The organism is Aeoliella mucimassa, assembly GCF_007748035.1.
In the GTDB taxonomy this organism is placed as follows: Bacteria; Planctomycetota; Planctomycetia; order Pirellulales; family Lacipirellulaceae; genus Aeoliella; species Aeoliella mucimassa.
Window position 1 is genome coordinate 5,369,873 of the sequence record NZ_CP036278.1, and the last position, 17,181, is coordinate 5,387,053.

At 57.3% G+C, this 17,181-nt stretch carries 12 protein-coding genes and 1 tRNA gene; 7 read left to right on the plus strand and 6 right to left on the minus strand.

Going from position 1 to position 17,181, the window contains the following annotated elements; all coding sequences use genetic code 11:
- The first annotated feature begins 55 nt into the window (after positions 1–55).
- From rpoC to Pan181_RS21085, 7 genes are all read left to right on the plus strand, one after another.
- On the plus strand, positions 56–4,441 hold the full coding sequence (gene rpoC / locus Pan181_RS21055) for a DNA-directed RNA polymerase subunit beta' (protein ID WP_145249783.1): 4,386 nt from the start codon (positions 56–58) through the stop codon (positions 4,439–4,441).
- Between the two features lie 160 nt (positions 4,442–4,601).
- Positions 4,602–4,970: a 30S ribosomal protein S12 gene (gene rpsL / locus Pan181_RS21060; protein WP_145249785.1), complete on the plus strand. Its 369-nt coding sequence runs from the start codon at positions 4,602–4,604 to the stop codon at positions 4,968–4,970.
- 108 nt (positions 4,971–5,078) lie between these two features.
- Entirely contained in the window at positions 5,079–5,549 is a 471-nt protein-coding gene (rpsG, locus tag Pan181_RS21065; protein ID WP_145249787.1) for a 30S ribosomal protein S7, read from the plus strand.
- 369 nt (positions 5,550–5,918) lie between these two features.
- Positions 5,919–8,048 carry an elongation factor G gene (gene fusA / locus Pan181_RS21070; RefSeq protein ID WP_145249788.1) on the plus strand — a complete coding sequence of 710 codons (2,130 nt, stop codon included), beginning with the start codon at positions 5,919–5,921 and terminating at the stop codon, positions 8,046–8,048.
- A gap of 370 nt (positions 8,049–8,418) precedes the next feature.
- Positions 8,419–9,258 (plus strand): exosortase-associated EpsI family protein, encoded by an 840-nt coding sequence (locus Pan181_RS21075; protein ID WP_145249790.1) that lies wholly within the window; start codon positions 8,419–8,421, stop codon positions 9,256–9,258.
- A 66-nt stretch (positions 9,259–9,324) separates the two neighbouring features.
- On the plus strand, positions 9,325–11,175 hold the full coding sequence (locus Pan181_RS21080; protein ID WP_145249792.1) for a cation:proton antiporter: 1,851 nt from the start codon (positions 9,325–9,327) through the stop codon (positions 11,173–11,175).
- A gap of 62 nt (positions 11,176–11,237) precedes the next feature.
- A tRNA-Ile gene (locus tag Pan181_RS21085) sits at positions 11,238–11,311 on the plus strand.
- On the opposite strand, the gene Pan181_RS27075 is transcribed toward Pan181_RS21085, so the two are convergent.
- The 6 genes from Pan181_RS27075 to Pan181_RS21115 all read right to left on the minus strand — a co-directional run bounded on the left by Pan181_RS27075 (position 11,271) and on the right by Pan181_RS21115 (position 17,158).
- A complete protein-coding gene (locus tag Pan181_RS27075; RefSeq protein ID WP_145252379.1) occupies positions 11,271–12,416 on the minus strand; it encodes a tyrosine-type recombinase/integrase in 1,146 nt (381 codons plus the stop codon). The genes Pan181_RS21085 and Pan181_RS27075 overlap by 41 nt on opposite strands.
- A 390-nt stretch (positions 12,417–12,806) precedes the next feature.
- The gene (locus tag Pan181_RS21095) at positions 12,807–13,169 is read right to left on the minus strand and encodes a hypothetical protein (protein ID WP_145249794.1); all 363 of its coding nucleotides are present in this window, start codon (positions 13,167–13,169) and stop codon (positions 12,807–12,809) included.
- Entirely contained in the window at positions 13,166–13,438 is a 273-nt protein-coding gene (locus Pan181_RS21100; RefSeq protein WP_145249796.1) for a hypothetical protein, read from the minus strand. The genes Pan181_RS21095 and Pan181_RS21100 overlap by 4 nt, the downstream gene beginning before the upstream one ends.
- 915 nt (positions 13,439–14,353) lie before the next feature.
- Positions 14,354–14,686, minus strand: a complete 333-nt coding sequence (locus Pan181_RS21105; RefSeq protein WP_145249798.1) for a hypothetical protein — start codon at positions 14,684–14,686, stop codon at positions 14,354–14,356.
- 10 nt (positions 14,687–14,696) lie between these two features.
- Positions 14,697–16,574 (minus strand): hypothetical protein, encoded by a 1,878-nt coding sequence (locus tag Pan181_RS21110; protein ID WP_145249800.1) that lies wholly within the window; start codon positions 16,572–16,574, stop codon positions 14,697–14,699.
- 395 nt (positions 16,575–16,969) lie between these two features.
- A complete protein-coding gene (locus Pan181_RS21115; protein WP_145249802.1) occupies positions 16,970–17,158 on the minus strand; it encodes a hypothetical protein in 189 nt (62 codons plus the stop codon).
- Between the last annotated feature and the right edge of the window lie 23 nt (positions 17,159–17,181).

Below are 17,181 nucleotides of genomic sequence, written 5' to 3' on the forward strand. Positions count from 1 at the left end.
TTTCTTTGCGATCTCACGCCTTGTGCGTGAACCATACCCATCCAGGAGCTAAAACATGAGCCTGCTCGAAACTTCCAACTTCGATCGCATTAACGACTATGCTTCGGTCAAAATCAGCTTGGCCCGTCCGCATGACATTCGTAGTTGGTCGTTCGGCGAAGTGAAGAAGCCCGAGACCATCAACTACCGGACTTATCGTCCGGAGAAGGATGGTCTGTTCTGCGAGCGGATCTTCGGTCCCGAGAAAGACTGGGAATGTGCCTGCGGTAAGTACCGTGGCATGAAGTACAAGGGCATGATTTGCGATCGCTGTGGTGTGAAAGTCACCCACAGCCGCGTGCGTCGCAAGCGGATGGGCCACATCGAGCTGGCCGCACCGATCGTGCATATCTGGTTCTTCAAGGCCATGCCAAGCCGCCTGGGTTCGCTGCTGGCGATGAAGACCACCAGCTTGGAGAAGGTGATCTACTTCCAGGATTATGTGGTGACCAATCCTGGTGATACCACGCTGAAGCCGCAACAACTTCTCACGGAAGAAGAGTTCCGCGCTGCACGCGAAGAATACGGCGAAGGTGCCTTCGAAGCCGACATGGGCGCCGAAGCCATTCGCAAGCTGCTGGGTGCACTCGACCTGGTAAAGCTTTCGGAAGAGTTGCGTGTAGAGCTCAAGGAGACTGGTTCGAAGCAAAAGGCCAAGGACCTGATCAACCGTCTGAAAACGGTAGAAGCCATTCGCGACTCCGACAACAAGCCAGAGTGGATGGTGCTCGACGTGATCCCCGTGATCCCGCCCGACCTGCGTCCGCTCGTGCTGCTCGACAGTGGCAACTTCGCGACAAGCGACTTGAACGATCTATACCGCCGGATCATCAACCGCAACAACCGCTTGAAGAAGCTGGTCGACCTGAACGCTCCCGAAGTGATCATTCGCAACGAAAAGCGTATGCTCCAGCAGTCGGTCGATGCGTTGTTCGACAACAACCGCTGCAAGCGTCCAGTGCTCGGTAGCTCGAACCGCCCCCTCAAATCGCTTACCGACATGATTAAAGGTAAGCAGGGTCGTTTCCGTGAAAACCTGCTTGGTAAGCGTGTCGACTACTCGGCACGTAGCGTGATCGTGGTCGGTCCGACCCTGCGTCTGCACCAATGTGGTCTCCCCAAGAAGATCGCCCTGGAACTGTACCAGCCGTTCATTATTCGCCGGCTCAAGGAGCTAGGGCATGCCGACACGATCAAGTCGGCCAAGAAGATGCTCGAGCGCAAGGACGAAGAGGTTTGGGATATCCTCGAAGAGGTGATCACCAACCACCCCGTGCTGCTGAACCGTGCTCCCACGCTGCACCGCATGGGTATTCAGGCTTTCGAACCGACACTGGTCGAAGGTAACGCGATCAACCTGCATCCGCTCGTGTGTAAGGGCTTCAACGCCGACTTCGACGGCGACCAAATGGCGGTTCACTTGCCGCTGTCGATCGAGGCTCAGGTGGAAGCTCACACGCTGATGATGAGCACGCACAACATCTTTAGCCCGGCCAATGGTGCCCCGATTATTAGCCCGTCGCAAGACGTGGTGATGGGTTGCTACTACATCACGATGAACGTGCCCGACTCCAAAGGCGACGGCATGACGTTCAGCTCGATGGAAGAAGTCGAGATGGCCCATGCAGCCGGCAAGGTTAGCACCCATGCGAAGATCAAGGTGCGTTTGCCAAAAGATCGCTGCATGCGTGAAGAGATGGACAATCCAAACGCAAAGGGCAAGGTGATTGAAACCACGGTTGGCCGTGTGTTCTTCAACATGATCCTGCCTGAAGGCATGCCTTACTACGACACCGCTTTGGTATCTCGTCAGTTGTCGAAGGTAATTAGCGACTGCTACGAGTTCCTCGGACGTCGTCGCACGATCGATCTGCTCGACGACATGAATCGTCTCGGCTTCAAGCAGTCGACACTCAGTGGTTTGTCGTTCGCAACCGACGACTTGGTCACCCCCGACAGCAAGGGCAAGATTCTCGCCGCGGCTGAGAAGGAAGTGCTCAAGCGTAATAAGCTGTACCAACGCGGTATCATCACCGAAGGTGAGCGGTACAACGGCGTGCTCGACGCCTGGACTCACGCTCGTGAAGAAATCACCAGCGCGATGATGACCGCCCTGCAAAACGACTTCCGCGATGGCGGATACGTGAACCCAGTGTATTTGATGGCCCACTCCGGTGCTCGTGGTGGTGTCGAACAGATGCGTCAGCTGGGTGGTATGCGTGGTCTGATGGCCAAGCCAAGTGGTAAGATTATCGAGACCCCCATTAAAGCGAACTTCCGCGAAGGCCTGACGGTACTCGAGTACTTCAGCTCGACGCACGGTGCTCGTAAGGGTCTGGCCGATACTGCTTTGAAGACGGCCGACAGCGGTTACCTCACTCGTAAGCTAGCCGACGTCGCCCAAAACGTGGTCGTCACCATGCACGACTGCGGCACCACCAAGGGTATCACCAAGGGTATTATCTACCGTGGTGAAAAGGTCGAGGTGAGCCTCGCCGACTCGATCCGCGGTCGTGTTAGCCGTTCGAACATCGTGAACCCGATTACCGACGAAGTGATTGTTGGCGAAAGCGAACTCATCACCGGTCAAATCGCTGGCAAGATTGAGGAACTGGGTCTCGAGAAGATTCAGGTTCGCAGCGGCATGACCTGCGACGCCCCACTCGGTATCTGCCGCCTTTGCTACGGCATGGACATGTCGACCGGTAACCTGGTCGAAGAAGGCATGGCCGTCGGTATCATCGCTGCCCAGAGTATTGGTGAACCTGGTACTCAGCTTACGATGCGTACGTTCCACATCGGCGGCGTGGCCAGTGGTGACGTCGAGAAGAGCGATATCAAGGCTACCAAGGAAGGTATCGTCAAGTACGCCCGCCTGAAGGCTGTGGTTAACGCCGAAGGCGAACGCATCGTGCTCGCTCGCAACGGTGAGCTCTCCCTGGTCGACGAAAAAGGCCGCGAAATCGAGAAATACGACGTACCGACCGGTGCCCACGTGATGTTCGAAGAAGATTCGACCGTCAAGAAGGGCGACGTGCTCTGCGAATGGGATCCACACTCGATTCCAATTCTTGCCGAGACTGGTGGTAAGGTTCGCTTCGAAGACCTCATCGAAGGCGAAACGATTCGCGCCGAGAAAGAAGCCTCCGGCCATACTCGTTATCTGGTGATGGATCACAAGGGCGACCTGCATCCGCAGATCGTCGTAGAAGATCCCGCCGATGGCAAGATTCTTGACTTCTACTACATGCCCGAGAAGGCTTACCTGGAAGTTAAGGAAGGCGACGAGATTGCTCCCGGTGCGGTGCTGGCCAAAACCCCGCGTGAAGCGGGTGGTAACCAGGACATCACGGGTGGTCTGCCTCGCGTGACCGAGATTTTCGAAGCACGCAAGCCGAAAGATCCTGCGGTGATCGCCGAGATCGACGGTGTCGTCGAGATCATGCAAGAGAAGAAGCGTGGCAAGCGTTCGATTATCGTCCGCAGCGAAAGCGGCATCGAACGCGAGCATCTCGTGACGCAGAACAAGCACCCCCGCGTTCACACGGGCGACTTGGTCAAAGCGGGCGATTCGCTGGTCGATGGTCCTTTGGTACCGCACGACATCTTGCGTGTCTCTGGCGAAGAAGCGGTTCAGCAGTACCTGACTCGCGAGATTCAAAACGTGTACCGCAGTCAGCGTGTGGATATTAACGACAAGCACATCGAGATCATCGTTTCGCAGATGCTGCGTAAGGTGAAGATCGAATCGCCGGGCGATACGGATCTGCTGCCAGGCAGTGTGGTCGACAAGTACGACTTCCGTTTGGCTAACGAGAAAATCGCTCTCTGCTTGCGGATTTCGGACAAGGGCGACAGCGAGTTCGAAGAAGGAGCCATCGTTCCCAAGGACGTGCTCGAACAAGCCAACGCCCAGATCGAAGCCCTCGGCGGAACCCTGGCGAAGGGCGCCAAACCGAAGAAGGCCACGGCCGCTACCCAGTTGCTTGGTATTACCAAGGCCTCGGTGCAGAGCCAAAGCTTCATCTCGGCGGCGAGCTTCCAGGAAACCACCAAGGTGCTTACCGAAGCCGCCCTGGCTGGCCGAACCGACAACCTGGTCGGCCTGAAAGAAAACGTGATCCTGGGTCACTTGATTCCTGCAGGTACCGGTTTCCGGAGCATTCAGGAGTCGGAAGTCCGGATCAACCCCGAAGCCCTCGAAGCCCTCGCGGCCGAAAAGGCTTCGCTGCTGGAGAAGAGCTTCCCACTGCTGCAATCGGGCATGCCCGAGGCTGGCAACGGCGAACTCCCACCCGCAGTGGGTCAGATTCCCAGCACCCTGGATGCCTTGCTCGGCAACGACCCCGAGCCACCAGCGATGGACGATGGAGACCTGCCTCCTTCGCCACCGATGGAGTAATCCCTGCCGGGATTGCCGATATTGCGGTTCTTCCGAAATCCCTGGCCTCAAAATTGCAGGCCAGGGGCCGGTTGACCGCCGTAGATATTCCCTTATATTGAGTGGTTCCCCAAAGTCCCTTGGGGCTGACCTAGACCACGTACTAACGCGTTATTGCACTATGCCCACAATCAACCAACTAGTTCGCAAGAACCGCAAGGCGAAACGGAAGTTTTCCAAGTCGCCCGTGCTCGAGAAGTGCCCGCAAAAGCGTGGTGTCTGCCTGCAAGTGCGGACCATGACTCCTAAGAAGCCAAACTCCGCGTTGCGGAAAATTACCCGTGTTCGCTTGTCGAATGGCAAGGAAGTCACGGTATACATCCCCGGCGAAGGCCACACCCTGCAGGAACACAGCATCGTGCTGGTCCGCGGTGGTCGTGTTCGCGACTTGCCGGGTGTTCGCTACCAGGTCGTCCGTGGTGCCCTTGATACGTTGGGTGTAAACGGTCGCAAGCAAAGCCGCAGCCGTTACGGTGCGAAGAAGGGTTAACACACACTCTCAGGCGGTCGGCCGACCTTGAATCACGGTTGGTCACCCGAAAACTGCCTGAACAGACATTTTAGCTGATTGCTAAACGCCAGTACTTGAGAGCCAAATATGGGTCGTATTACCGCCAGCCGCAAACAACTGAAGCCCGATCCCGTTTACGGATCCGTGCTTGCATCCAAATTCACCAACTATCTGATGCTGGATGGCAAGAAGAGCACCGCACAGCGTGTGTTCTACGATGCATTGGACGAAATCAAAAAGCGTCTTCCCGACGAAGAGCCAATCGATGTATTCACCCAAGCGGTGGAGAACGTTAAGCCTTCGATCGAAGTTCGCAGTAAGCGTGTTGGTGGTGCTGCCTATCAGGTGCCGATGCAAGTGAATCGCACCCGTCAACAGTCGCTGGCGATTCGCTGGATTCTGATGGCCGTTCGCGAAAAGAAGGGTCGTCCCACCCACATGAAGCTGGCCGACGAACTGGTTCAAGCATTCAACCGCGAGGGTACTGCAATGACCCGACGCGAAAACGTCCATCGTATGGCCGACGCCAACCGGGCATTTGCTCACTTCGCCTGGTAACGAAAGAAGTCATCAAGGCCAGGGGTCAGGGATCAAGGTTCTTATGGTAGAATCTTGGTCTCTGGCCCCTGGCTTTTTCCATGCGCGGATCGTAACACCAAGCCGAACCAAGTATTTCCTGTTGCTGCGAGTCCTCCTGATGCTCAAGGCATTGCTACTTACTACTGGCAACGTTTGTAGCGGTTGCAGTTGGTCTGTACTACTGGATCCATGTGAAAGGCTGGCTGGGTCTGAATGACTGGCGGCTGGAAATGCTGCTGGCACTATTACTAATTGGCATCCCCGCAAGCATGGCCGCCCGAGCCATGTAAGCACAATTGGGAGTCGACTCGACGCTGCCCGTGCGAGCTCCGACTCCACCAAGAAATCATGGCTACCGACCTTACCAAAGTTCGCAACCTCGGCATCATTGCTCACATCGATGCCGGCAAGACCACCGTTACCGAGCAAATGCTGTGGGTCAGCGGCGCAAAGCATCGCGCCGGCGCCGTGGATCAAGGTACTACCACCACCGACGACGATCCCGAGGAAGGCGAGCGGGGCATCACCATCTATTCGGCGTGCGTGCAATTCCCTTGGAAAGAGGTGAACATCAACCTGATCGACACGCCCGGGCATGTCGACTTTACTGCTGAAGTAGAGCGAAGCCTGCGAGTGCTCGACGGAGCGGTGGTAGTGTTTAGCGCCCGAGAAGGTGTAGAGGCTCAAAGCGAAACCGTATGGCGTCAGGCTAACAAGTATGGCGTGCCACGGATTGCCTTCATTAACAAGCTCGATCGTGAAGGGGCCGACTTCCACGCGGTGCTGGAAGAAATCGAGAACCGGTTGCACGCGACGCCGGTTCCGCTACAGATTCCCGTTGGGCAAGGACCTCCCCACACCGACAATCCATTCCGTGGCGTGATCGATCTTATCCGCATGAAGCTGCTCACCTTCCCCGGCGGGAAGGAAGACATTCGCATCGACGAAGAAGACGTTCCCGAAGAACTGCTTACCGAGGCTCAACTCTATCGCGAGAAGCTGCTGGAATCGCTTTATGACTACAGCAACGAGTTGATGGAACTGGCACTTGCCGAAGAGCCGATTCCGGAGAAGCTGATCCATCGCGTGATTCGCGACGCCACGGTGCATCAGCAAATCCAACCCTTGCTCTGCGGTTCGGCCCTGCATGGCATGGGCGTGCAGCCACTGCTCGACGCGGTGGCCGCCTATCTGCCGAATCCGCTGGAGATGCCTCCCGTGGTTGGCACCGATCCGAGCAGCAAATCGGGAGGAAAGAAGGGGGAAGAAGGCGAGAGCAAGAAGATCTCGCGCAAGCCGGACACCACCGAACCGTTTTGTGCATTGGTGTTCAAGGTGCAACCATTCAAGACTGGCGACCTGCACTGGATTCGCATCTACTCCGGCGAGCTTAAACCGAACAGCCGTGTGCTGAACGCAGGCAAGAACAAGAAAGAAAACGTCGCGCAGCTCTGGCGGCTGCATGCGAGCAAGAAAGACGAGCAACTCACCGAAACCCAAGCGGGCGATATCTGTGCGGTGATTGGACTGCGCAACAGCATTACCGGCGACACGCTGTGCGATACTCGTGAGCCGATTCAACTCGAGTCGATTGAGTTCCCCGATACCGTGATCTCGATGGCTATCGAACCAGAGAGTACAACTGACAAGAAGAAGCTCTCCGACGTGCTCGATATGCTTCGCAAGCAAGACCCCACGTTTGCCGCGATTGAGAACGAAGAGACCGGCCAGACCATCATCAGCGGTATGGGCGAGTTGCATCTGGAAGTGATCCAGCACAAGCTTGAACGCGATTACAAACTGAACGTCAAGGTGCATCGCCCACGAGTGAGTTACCGCGAAACGGTCGACAAGGCGGTCGAAGTAGTCGGCGAGTGCAATCGCTTGATCAACGGCGTCCAACATACCGCAGCGGTAAAGCTACGCGTCGAACCGTTCGTAGCCACCGGGCCGCTGGCCGCCCATGCTCCACCGGTTACTGTTACGGTCGACCCCAATCACGGGCTTCCCAACGAATACTTGAATGTGGTGATGGAAGAGCTGGAAAACGCCGCCGCTGGTGGTGGTTCGCTAGGCTTCCCGCTAATGCGAATGAAGGTCACCGTGCTGGGCGGCGAAGTACACGAGACCGACGCGACGGAAATCGCCTTCCGCACGGCCGCCAATCACGCGTTTGACACAGGACTGCGTGAAGCAGGCATTGTGCTGCTTGAACCGATTATGAAGCTTGAGCTATCTACACCGGATGAGCACGTCGGCGACCTGGTAGGTGACCTCCAACAGCGACGAGCCATCATCCATCAAACCGAGACTCGCGGCAACGACACGGTACTGCATGCCGAGGCACCACTAGCCAACCTGTTTGGGTACTCCAGTGCCATGCGGAGTCTGAGCCAAGGTCGGGCAGGGTGTTCGATGACGCCGAGCGACTACGGGCCTGCTCCCGACGAAGTAGTGAAGAAGTTCCTCGGCGAATAACACCAACTTGCTTTCTGCCAACAGTATCCTGTTCCGCAAGCCAGCTTTGTCGGTTGTGCAGATGAAACGGCCTGAAAACGGGTGAGATTAAAGGCCATCCTCCCCGAACACTACCAAGCCAGCCTGCGTAGCATTAGAGAAGAGACATAGGCAACTCGAGGCTGAATGTTTGCGCATTACCAGAAGCCTGCAAACAGATGCTCGGTGGGGACGGTTTCTCGCCACTCTCACGGCGGTCCTGTCAGCGATCCATTGCTTGACACTCCCAGAACACAGGCCTATTCTTACAAAGTATTATTTACACTTGGCCTAGTGTGCGCAAAGTACTACCTGCAAAGCACTTAAGCACCTTTTCCCAGGCAGCTCCCCCATGACGAAATACCTACCTTTTATCGTACTTTTACCGGTCCTCGCGGTACTAACTGGCTACCAGTGGTACCTGATGAATTGGGTGTGGGGAGCCAATATGCCAGCCAAGCAATGTGCTTACTTGCTGCAAACCGGCATCCCTAAGGAATTTGGCGACTGGGTTGGTGAAGACAACGAGGTAGCCGAGGACGTTCGTAAACTGGCCGGTGCCGATGGCTACATCGATCGTATCTACCGCAACAAGAAAACCAATGAACAAGTATCCATTTGGTTTATCGTGGGGCACTTCCGCCAAGTTTCGCAACACACGCCTAACATCTGTTATGTGAATGCGGGTTACGAACAAGTTGGCAAGATCGGTGCTGTTGATATCGATGTGCCGCAACTCCCGACCGCAGAATTCTCGACGGCCAAGTTTCGCCTTGCCCGCAATGGTCAGGAAGCCTTTCAGCGAGTTTATTGGGCATGGTGGAAACCCGAACCACTTGCCGAAGGAACCTCGGCCGACAATGTATCGATCGTCTGGACAAGTCCAGAGGACGCACGTGTTGCATTTGGTTACTGCCGGGCACTTTACAAGCTCTATTTCACCTCGATATCTAGCCCCGACGAAAAGGCCACCGAGAGTGTTTGCTTAGAGTTCGCACGCGAGTTCTTGCCAATCGCCGATAAGGCAATCCGTGAAAGCGGACTTGTGATGGTGTTGGACGATTTGCCAGCCGACGCCAAGCAAGTATTTGAGGAAATGGAAGCCGCCAACTCTGGCCAAAACAAGCAACCAGCCAATAAAGAAGAGACGGAAGACATCGAGCAGACTGAGGCCGCCGACCAGGCTGCCTAATATCTGACTCCCTGCGATTGGTAGCTGTCTTCTACTGGTTTTCACCATTACTAACCAACGGCTGCCATGGATTCATTGCCGACACCTATCTACCTATCGCTTCTGCTGACTGTTGGCATTGCAGCGCAGTGGTTGGCATGGCGATTCAAGTTGCCGGCGATTGTGCTGCTACTATTCTTTGGCTTCGGACTTGGTTATCTAGTCGGCCCTCCCGAAGATTACCTGGAAGGCTCTTCGATACTGTTCCCCATGGTGTCGCTTGCCGTCGGGGTGATCCTATTCGAAGGAGGTCTGTCGCTAAGTTTCAAAGAGATTCGCGATCATAGCGGCGTCGTCATTCGGCTAGTCACCATTGGCCTACTAATCACTGCAGTGCTCACCGCGCTAGCGGCTCACTGGCTGGTCGGTTTCTCCTGGCCAATGGCAGCATTGGTCGGCGCGCTGCTCACCGTTAGCGGGCCTACGGTTATTCTTCCACTATTGCGCCAGGTACGCCCGGAGCGCAAGCTCGGTTCGGTCGTCAAATGGGAAGGCATTATCAACGACCCCATCGGAGCGGTGCTGGCTGCGTTGGTTTACGAAGCGGTCGCCCATCCCTCGGCCGACACCATGGCTCATGGCACGCTAGTAGCGCTCGGCAAAACAGTGGTTATCGGAATCGGTCTCGGTTACATCGGTGGCTGGGGAATCCGCGAACTAATGCGACGCTACCTGGTGCCCGACTACCTGCAGAATCCTGTGATTCTGGCGCTGGTCCTCATGGCATTTGCGGTTTCGAACCTGCTGCAACCCGAGTCGGGTCTGGTTACGGTCACCGCACTCGGCATGTACCTAGCCAATCAGCACAAGGTGACCATCAAGCACGTCATCGAGTTCAAAGAGAATCTGCGCGTGCTTTTGCTCTCGGTACTCTTCATTGCGCTAGCCTCGCGAATCCAACCGACCGCTGAGCAGCTTAAGGATGTTGGCTGGGGTGGTGCCGTCATGGTGTTGATGCTGATCCTGGTGGTCCGCCCACTAGCAGTTTTCATCTCGACCATCGGCAGCGAACTGACTCAAAAGCAACGCATGTTCCTGGCGTGGATTCACCCTCGCGGAATCGTTGCGGCTTCGGTGGCCACCCTGTTTGCGTTCGGCATCGCGAAGAACAACTCGGAATACGCCGCCGAAGGCGACAAGCTAGTACTCATTACCTTTCTCACCGTCGTGGGAACGGTCACTATCTACGGGCTGTCGCTCGGCCCCTTGGCACGCTGGTTGGGCCTCTCCCGCGAAGATCCCCAGGGCGTGATGTTCGTCGGTGCGACTCCTGTGAACCGCGAAATCGCGAAGGCGCTCAAGAACGAAGGATTCTCGACGTTGATGGTCGACACGAACCCCGAGAACATCTCCGCCGCCCGCATGGATGGGCTTTCGGTCTGCTACGCCAGCATCGGCAGCGAATTCGTGCACAGCGAGACCGACCTAGGCGACGTGGGGAAATTGCTGGCGATGACCCCCAACGACGAAGTAAATACGCTGGCTGTCAGTCAATTTGCCGAACAATTTGGCTCGGCGAATGTCTATCAGTTAGCCCTGCACGAGAAAACCAGCGAACGACATCAGCGGATTCCATCTCACTTGCGAGGTCGAATCCTGTTTACCCAGGATCTCACGGAAGATCGCCTACGAGAACTGTACGAAGATGGGTATCGCATCAAGAAAACCACTCTGAGCGACGATTTCACCCTCGACGATTTCCGCACAAAATATGGCGAGACCGCGGTGATAATGTTCCTGGTGCCCGAAAAAGGCCGCCTTCGTGTGCTGGCCACTAACAGCGAATTGACCCCGCAAGCGGGCAACAAAGTAATCGCTCTGGTAAGCGGCGAGCATAGCAACACCTCAGGCAGCGGCACTCGCCCAGCCATGGGCTAGGTGTGTATACTTGATAACTTACCAAGGGGCGGATCCTCGCGATCCAGGCCCACGTACAACTTGGTCCGGTAGCTCAGTCGGTTAGAGCAGGGGACTCATAATCCCTTGGTCGGGGGTTCGAGTCCCTCCCGGACTACTATACAACTGTCAACCAGTCGCAACAACTGTAATACCTCTGTATTTCCAGTGCCGTCGATTTTTGCCAATACCTCTTGCAACTCGTTGACAGCAGGTTGCGCAGCGCATGGCGCAGCGCGCCCGGTACCAGTGGCCGCCAGTTCGAAGTGGTCTTCGGTTACCTGTCGGTAATGCTTATTGGCGACCTCCTGGGAGTGCCCAAGCCAGGCCGATGCGACATGCCCAGGCCATTGGTCGGCCAACTCGGTAGCCCTGGAAGCCCGCAGGGCGTGGAACAGCTTGGGCCAGGGAGCCAGGCCCGCCCGCCTCACGATTTTCATCATCGTGGTACGGAAGTTCGCGGTGGCGTTGCGTTGCTTGTTCACTACGAACACCTCCGGGGTGTCGTCGCCGAAGTATGCTTCGTCGAGAACCGCCCGCAACTCGGGGAACAACGGCACTACCCGGTGTCCAGTCTTGGGGCTATCAACGATGAATCGATTCTGATCCCAAAGCACGTCCGACCACTTCAGCGTCAGCACCTCAGAGGGGCACCGCAGGCCACCCCAGCGGCAAAGGGCGAAGATGCTTCGCCAGTCCTGATCTGGGCAAGCCTGGAGCACGCGGGAAGCCTGCTCTGGCGTCACGAAATAGTCGCGTTCTCGATTCTCGGTTACCGTTGCAGGCAGCCCTGCGAACGGATTCACCTCCAGCAAACCATGGTCGATCGCTGCGTTGAATAGCGACTTCGCTATCTTCGTCCACTTCCGCAGCGTGTTCTCGGCCAACGGCTTCGCCGGAATCGTCCGGCCTTTCACTTTACGCTCGGGCGAGCCCTCGGCAGCGTGTCGACGCCAGGCCTTCGCATCCCCTTTGGTGATGGTTCGAAGCGAACGCCCCTCGCCGAAATACTCTTGTAGGCTCCTGTGCACGGGCTTCCAGTCGGCCTTGGTCGAGGCCTTCACGTCCGGACGTGTCGCCGTGTATTCTGCAATGAACACCCCAAGGGTGCCTTGGGTACGATCCTCACAGAGGCCGACCTTCGCCAGCTTCTCACGAATCTGGTCGCTGGCCTCTGCTAGCCATCGCGTAGTCTTCGGGGATGGGACACCACCGAGAATCATGGCCTGCGCCAATTCCGCGACGTGGTATCGTACCCCCTCCGCATCACGCTTTGAGACCTTCCCCAAGCGAATGGTTTTGGTCTGCTTGTCGCGGTTCTCGAATTGAATGTACCGATTTCCGCGTGAGTCTTTTCCAAGTTTGGCCACTGATTCCCCCCTCCTGGTAACACCTGTCGTGGGTTAGTTCAAAATTACGCTGCCGCGGTGATGGCCTCGGCCAGCGTAGGTATCAAAGGTCATGCCGACCGCTTCCGTGCGATTCTGACGCTTCCTGTGGCTGCCTTTCTGGCAGTTTTCACTTTCTCCGCCTCAACCTGGTAACACCTGTCGTGGGTTACACTCAAAATCACGCCGCCGCGACTCTCGCCGCGGCCGGCGTGGGTCTCTCTACTACTTCGATCGCAGCTCTTCTAGGTAATGCTCGATCGACTCGATCAAGCCTACCGCGAGTTGCAGGTTGATCGATTTGCCGTGAGCCACTCTATTGAGGCTCACCGCATATCGCTTCGCTTTGCTCGCTACAGGGCTTGGCAGCAAGTCGTGAAGCACCGCAGCGTCAACTAGTGCGACGATACCGCTAGGGTGCTTGGGCTCGCACCCCGCATCGGCGACGATCTCACGCAAAGCACTTTCAAGGGCTAGGCGTGCGGTGATGAGGGCGGGTGCGATCCATCCCAGCAAAGCAAGTGGCTTTGCTGCCTCCAATAGATCGTGCCCGACCACGTGCGCCCTAGGTACGACGGTTGCCATCATTCGCAGCCCCCTTCCGATTCGCCGGTCACGTCCGCCAGCACCTCGGCCAGTTCGGCCTTGCTGATCGGTTCCACGTCGACCCACTTGATCCCGGCGGGGAAAACCACTTCGTCGGTCGATAGCTGCTTGGCCGCGACGTTCGCGGCCCACTCGGCCCGCGCCTGCTCGGTGGCAGCATTTAGCTCTGCTCGCCTCGCTAATCGCCGCGCCGAGCGAGCTAACGCCCGATCGCGATTCGTGACTGCGCTGAGCTTCTTTTCCGAGGCCATGAACCTTGCGATTCGATCGGCCGCCGCATTCGCATAGCTGCAGCGGGGGCAGCGACAAGATTCCTTGTAGTGGTGCTCCCCTCGCTCGATGTCTACGTCCTTCAGCGCTCGCTTGCTAGCCGGGGAACGTGAAGAAAGGGGGGCGACTCGCTTGTTTTTCGCAACACTTATCATCCGCGTTGAACCTTCCATGGATCGCCAGAGTGGCGAGTCCATAAAGAAAGAGCATGCGCGTACTGGCGCTATGAGGCGGAGATGAACCCGCCCGGGGTCCTTGCGGATACCCCACACCAATACGCGCATGCTCTCTGATTTCATCGTTGGGTTTCATAGTCATCTATTCCCGTTAAGGGCGTTTCATGCTCACATTCTGCATTTCCGCCACTGAAAGGTCAAGCGCACTTTCTGGGTGTTCACTAGCGATCGGTTCAGGCAACGTTGCCTGAACCGATCGGCCACCGCCTGCAGCACCACCGCCAGCGACGTGGCGGGATCTCAATCGCGACCGCCCCCAACATTCAGCAAAAAGTTGCTGAAGGTTCGCTCGAAAGGTTCAGGCATTTTTGCCTGACGTTTCGCCGCTCGTAGACTCAGGAACTGTTTCCTGAGTTTACGAAGCACTCAGAACCGGTTGTGCAAAAAGTGGCACAACCGATCGGCCCACACTCACGCTTCGAAACCGGTGGAAAATATTCCACCGATTTCGCCACCCGACTCCGGAAATAATTCCGGAGTCTATCCACCATCGCTGCGGTCAGAAATCGGTGCAAAAAGTTGCACCGATTTCCAGTCGATCGACCACCGCCGCCAGCGACGTCGCTCGAGTACTCGTTGAACCTTCCGGTAAACTTACCGGGATGTTCGATCTGTTCAGGAAACGTTTCCTGGACAGAATCGCTCGGCCGAGCCCGCCGCCTACGACGGTGGCACCAGGCCGACCTCCTGTTTCAGCATCGCCAACTCCTCGCGCAGCACCTTATTCGCGTTTTCGACCGACTCACGAGCGACGGCCTGCACGTCGGCGGGCAACTGTGCGATTCGCTTCTCTGCAACCTCGCTGCCGAGCGTTAACAGCTCTTCGAACGTGCTGCACGCGCGGACCTCGTCGACGGTGACCAGGTCCGTGATTAGCCAGTCGACGAAAGCCGAGGTCATGTGCTCGGCCGCCTGGTGCATCTGAATATCGATGTGGGGCAGGCCGACGTAGCAATCTACGAAGAGCTTGCGAATGTGTTTGTCGATGGTCATGCGTTTCTCACTACTCCTGTTGGGTCGTGCCGTAGCGTTCGTAGAGGAGTTCGCCAGCAGATTTCTCAGGCGTGCCGTAGACTCGCACAGGCACGCGCTCGCTGCCCTTATCCAGCTCGTTTTGCTCTTGAATCCCAAGGCTTCGTTTTTGGACTTCCAATTGCTCTTCTAGTAGCGGAATGAGCCTCTGAAGCACGATCGCTTCGTTTGCGTTGCCGGGGGTCGACTGCAAATACTTCGCGTACCCAAGGCGGTTCTCGAGACCGATGTATTCGTTCCTCGCCGCGCCTAGCACGATACTGCGATCATCACCTAGCGCGTCTTGCGTATTCGTCAGGCCGCGACCAATGGCCGCCATGGTTGGATGGCCGCGACGGAGCCAGGCTGCTTCGATGTCGTTCGCGGCCGCCTCGCTCGCCGATTCAATATCGCCATACTTCAAGGCCGCATCTTTCAACCGACCAGCCGAGCCGGGCACCATATTCGCGGCGCTCACGGAAGGATCGACATCAATGAACCGGCGAGCATCCAGGTAGCCATCGGCCGCGGCGAGGTTGCTGCGAATCCGAGCGAAGCCTGCACGATCGTTCTGCAACGCCGAGAACGCCATCGCAGCGTTGCTCTCGCCCAACACGTTGATGGCCGTGCTTCCAGCATCTACTTGCGATTGGATGCTATCGAGCGTTTCTACCAGCGTCCCTTTCGCCAGGCCGCGACGTAGGAGCGAGTTATAGAACGCGCCGAGCTGCGTTCCCGCCTGGTCGATGTTGCCCGCCTGTTTTTCCAGCACGGCCAACGCCGCCATTGAAGAGTCGCCGGTGAACTTCAACTCGCGAGACTGCTGCCCAAACTTCGTGCTGGCCTGGGCGGTCTCAGCCGCCGACACCTGCGTTTCCTTCGAAGACACTGAGACACGGTCGGCGATTTCGCGCAGTGAATACCGCCCATCATACAGGTTGCCAACTTTGCTGGCGGACTTGCCGAACTCAATCAGCTTGTCGCCAGCGATTTGTCGGTTCTCTCCGATATCGAGGAGCGCCCTCACGTCCTCTTTCGAGTAGCCTGCATTCTTCACAGCGATCGCGAAATCACCGCCCTGCGAGTAATTCTCGAAGATGCCGCGTTTGACCGCCTCCCGAGCCACGCCGAGATTGGCCAAGTAATCTTCCGGCGAGTCGGAGACCTGCTGCAGCTCGCCGAGTGACCCGAGCGATTCAACCACCGCGCTGCTGGCCGACTGCGCGGTTTGTTCCATCTGACGGAGTGTCTGCATTGCCGTGCTGGCGGCCGACCCAACGCTCAGCAAGCCAGTCACGCCAGCGGCCAAACCGCTAAGCACCTGCTTGCTGAACATCCCCTTGGTGGCCGAGGTCGCCGCGTGCAGCTCGCCACGAAGCTGGGCGATCCTACGTCGCCGCGTCTCTACGCTGATCGCATCCGCCCGGTGCAGCTTAATCGTTTCACGTAGTTTTCGGTTGAACGACTCCTGCGGAGTTTCCAGCGACTGCTTGAGCGTTTCACCCTGCTGCCGCAGCGCCTGCTTGACTCGCTCCGACTCCGCTGCGAGCTTGCGTTCGCTCTCGGCCGCCTCCCGAAGCTTTGGGTCGAGGCGGTCAAGCTGTTGACGCCAACGATTCGCAGCGGCTTCGGCCTTGCCTTGCTCCAAGGCTCCCTTTTCGACGTACTGGGCGAGCCGCGCGAGCTTGTGGTTATACTGCTCGACCTTGTCGCCCGTGGCCGCGAATCGCTCCGCCTCGCTCTTCAGCTTCGCGAGGCCTTTCGCCGCGCCGGCCCCTTGCTGTTCCGATTTGTCGAGTTCGGCGTTTAGCTGACGGATCAGCTCCACCGCACCGCGACCGGAGCCTTGAAGTTCGAACTTTGTGCCCATGCTTAAATCCCTTCTGAGAGCCTCTGTAAGTAAGTGATTTGGCGGCGAGGAGCTTCTGGAATACCGGGGGGAACGCCATCTGGGGCCTTCTAGCCGCGCCCACTTACTTACTTACCCTCTGACCTTCGAGTAAATAAAAGTGCCGCGATTGCTGGCGGAGCCCACTGCGGGAGGGGGGGCCGGCAAAGGACCCTTGGCCCCCGGGGGGGGTGGGGGGTGCCCCAGGGCTCGCCACAGCTCGCCTGCCATCGCCTCGCGTTGGCTTTTGCTTTGGCTCATCACCTGAGCCCTTTTCGTCAACCCAACGCAATAGCAGCCCGCTGGTGAATTCAAGTGGCAGCGGGCCGCCAGCGGCCGACCGTCGCGAGCAAGCCCGCTGCCATCCGCAAGGTCTGCTACAGTGGTAGGCGGCCCATTTTCGAGGCTTCGCGTGCGTTGGGATTCCGACGCTTCAAAATTGCCCACGCTTGCCTGCGAGTCTTGCCGCTTTCTCGTTGGATCTCGCGCACCTTGACGCGTGCCTCCGCTAGCGACAGGCCTCCCACTTCTTCCTCACTGGCTTGACTGTTTGATTGTTCGCTCATCTCCATGACTCCTTTGCAAAACC

What these genes read in the sequence shown, in the direction of transcription:
- rpoC (WP_145249783.1), top strand. Translation starts at nt 56, where the DNA reads ATGAGCCTGCTCGAAACTTCCAACTTCGATCGCATTAACGACTATGCT.
- rpsL (WP_145249785.1), top strand. Translation starts at nt 4,602, where the DNA reads ATGCCCACAATCAACCAACTAGTTCGCAAGAACCGCAAGGCGAAACGG.
- rpsG (WP_145249787.1), top strand. Translation starts at nt 5,079, where the DNA reads ATGGGTCGTATTACCGCCAGCCGCAAACAACTGAAGCCCGATCCCGTT.
- fusA (WP_145249788.1), top strand. Translation starts at nt 5,919, where the DNA reads ATGGCTACCGACCTTACCAAAGTTCGCAACCTCGGCATCATTGCTCAC.
- Pan181_RS21075 (WP_145249790.1), top strand. Translation starts at nt 8,419, where the DNA reads ATGACGAAATACCTACCTTTTATCGTACTTTTACCGGTCCTCGCGGTA.
- Pan181_RS21080 (WP_145249792.1), top strand. Translation starts at nt 9,325, where the DNA reads ATGGATTCATTGCCGACACCTATCTACCTATCGCTTCTGCTGACTGTT.
- Pan181_RS27075 (WP_145252379.1), bottom strand. Translation starts at nt 12,416, where the DNA reads ATGATTCTCGGTGGTGTCCCATCCCCGAAGACTACGCGATGGCTAGCA.
- Pan181_RS21095 (WP_145249794.1), bottom strand. Translation starts at nt 13,169, where the DNA reads ATGATGGCAACCGTCGTACCTAGGGCGCACGTGGTCGGGCACGATCTA.
- Pan181_RS21100 (WP_145249796.1), bottom strand. Translation starts at nt 13,438, where the DNA reads ATGGCCTCGGAAAAGAAGCTCAGCGCAGTCACGAATCGCGATCGGGCG.
- Pan181_RS21105 (WP_145249798.1), bottom strand. Translation starts at nt 14,686, where the DNA reads ATGACCATCGACAAACACATTCGCAAGCTCTTCGTAGATTGCTACGTC.
- Pan181_RS21110 (WP_145249800.1), bottom strand. Translation starts at nt 16,574, where the DNA reads ATGGGCACAAAGTTCGAACTTCAAGGCTCCGGTCGCGGTGCGGTGGAG.
- Pan181_RS21115 (WP_145249802.1), bottom strand. Translation starts at nt 17,158, where the DNA reads ATGAGCGAACAATCAAACAGTCAAGCCAGTGAGGAAGAAGTGGGAGGC.